2 protein-coding genes are annotated in these 2,441 nt (G+C 51.9%); both read left to right on the forward strand.

The annotated features are described in order from the left end of the window. Positions 1-1,930, forward strand: a 1,930-nt coding sequence (locus L5220_RS14185; RefSeq protein ID WP_499574298.1) for a tetratricopeptide repeat protein, incomplete at its 5' end; no start/stop codon positions are given. 9 nt (positions 1,931-1,939) lie between these two features. Further along, a partial coding sequence (locus L5220_RS14190; protein WP_499574300.1) for a tetratricopeptide repeat protein occupies positions 1,940-2,441 on the forward strand: 502 nt, incomplete at its 3' end.

Here is a 2,441-nt window from a genome sequence, read left to right on the forward strand (position 1 = left end):
TCAAGCACAAGGGGAATATAGCAAAGCCGAASMGYTATTKCAACGCAGCTTAGTGATTTTGGAGCAAGCCCTAGGCACCAACCATCCAAAAGTGGCCACCACACTCAACAACTTGGCGTTGTCCTATGCAGCACAAGGGGAATATAACAAAGCCGAACCTCTWTWGCAGCGCAGTTTGGCGATCAGGGAGCAAGCCCTAGGCACCAACCATCCAGAAGTGGCCACGACCCTCAATAACTTGGCGCTACTGTATGAAGCGCAAGGGGAATATAGCAAGGCCGAACCTTTACTACAGCGCAGTTTGGCAATTTTGCAACAGACCCTAGGGGCCAACCACCCAAAAGTGGCCGCTGTCCTCAACAACTTGGCAGGGTTGTATCAAGCACAAGGGGAATATAGCAAAGCCGAACCGCTAYTRCAGCGCAGYTTGGTAATTTTGGAGCAAGCCCTAGGCACCAACCATCCAGAAGTGGCCACGACCCTCAACAACTTGGCGGTGCTGTATCAAACGCAAGGCCAATATAGCAAGGCCGAACCTTTACTACAGCGCAGCTTGGTGATTTTGGAGCAAGCCCTAGGCGCCAACCATCCAAAAGTGGCCACTACCCTCAATAACTTGGCGCTGCTGTATGAAAAGCAAGGGCAATACGCCAAAGCCGAACCGCTTTACCAACGCAGCTTGGTGATTTTGGAGCAAGCCTTAGGCACCAACCATCCAGAAGTGGCCACGACCCTCAATAACTTGGCGCTGCTGTATGAAGCACAAGGGCAATACGSCAARGCCGAACCGCTTTACCAACGCAGCTTGGTAATTTTGGAGCAAGCCCTAGGCACCAACCATCCAGAAGTGGCCACGACCCTCAATAACTTGGCGCTACTGTATGAAAAACAAGGGGAATAYRSCAARGCCGAACCKTTACTACAGCGCAGCTTGGTGATTTTGGAGCAAGCCCTAGGCGCCAACCATCCAAAAGTGGCCACTACCCTCAACAACTTGGCGBKGTTGTATSAAGCACAAGGGGAATATAGCAAAGCCGAACCGCTATTGCAGCGCAGTTTGGCGATCAGGGAGCAAGCCCTAGGCACCAACCATCCARAAGTGGCCACKACCCTCAATAACTTGGCGSKGCTGTATGAAGCACAAGGGGAATATAGCAAAGCCGAACCGCTATTGCAGCGCAGTTTGGCAATTAGGGAGCAAGCCCTAGGCACCAACCATCCAGAAGTGGCCACGACCCTCAATAACTTGGCGCTGTTGTATCAAAAGCAAGGGCAGTATGCCAAAGCCGAACCGCTATTGCAACGAAGCTTGGTGATCAGGGAGCAAGCCTTGGGCACCAACCATCCAGAAGTGGCCACGACCCTCAATAACTTGGCGCTGCTGTATGAAGCACAAGGGGAATATAGCAAGGCCGAACCCCTATTCCAGCGCAGTTTGGCAATTTTGCAACAGACCCTAGGGGCTAGCCACCCAAATGTGGCCGCTGTCCTCAACAACTTGGCAGTGTTGTATCAAGCACAAGGGGAATATAGCAAAGCCGAACCTTTACTACAGCGCAGCTTGGTGATTTTGGAGCAAGCCCTAGGCGCCAACCATCCAAAAGTGGCCACTACCCTCAACAACTTGGCGGTGCTGTATGAAACGCAAGGCCAGCATAGTGAGGCAGAATCTCTGTACTTGCGCAGTTTAGCGATAACGCAACAAGCCCTAGGTACCAATCATCCAGAAGTGGCCACGRCCCTCAATAACTTGGCGCTGCTGTATGAAGCACAAGGGGAATATAGCAAGGCCGAACCTTTACTACAGCGCAGCTTGGTGATTTTGGAGCAAGTTTTAGGTGCCAATCACCCAGATGTCGCCCAATCCCTGAACAACTTGGCGCTACTGTATCGAGAGCAAGGCCAATATAGTAAAGCCGAACCCCTATAGCAGCGCAGTTTGGCGATCAGGGAGCAAGCCCTAGGCACCAACCATCCAGAAGTGGCCACGACCCTCAATAACTTGGCGCTGCTGTATGAAGCACAAGGGGAATATAGCAARGCCGAACCTCTTTACCAGCGCAGTTTGGCGTTAAGGGAACGAGTTTTAGGTGCCAATCACCCAGATGTCGCCCAATCCCTGAACAACTTGGCGCTACTGTATCAAGARCAAGGSGAATATAGCAAAGCCGAACCGCTATTGCAGCGCAGTTTGGCGATCAGGGAGCAAGCCCTAGGCACCAACCATCCAGAAGTGGCCACGACCCTCAACAACTTGGCGCTGCTGTATGAAGCACAAGGGGAATATAGCAAGGTCGAACCTTTACTACAGCGCAGCTTGGTAATTTTGGAGCAAGCCCTAGGCACCAACCATCCAGAAGTGGCCACGACCCTCAATAACTTGGCGCTGCTGTATGAAGAACAAGGGGAATATAGCAAGGCCGAACCTTTACTACAACGCA

It is taken from the genome of Synechococcus sp. PCC 6716 (assembly GCF_022570815.1).
GTDB classification, from domain to species: domain Bacteria; phylum Cyanobacteriota; class Cyanobacteriia; order Thermosynechococcales; family Thermosynechococcaceae; genus Thermosynechococcus; species Thermosynechococcus lividus.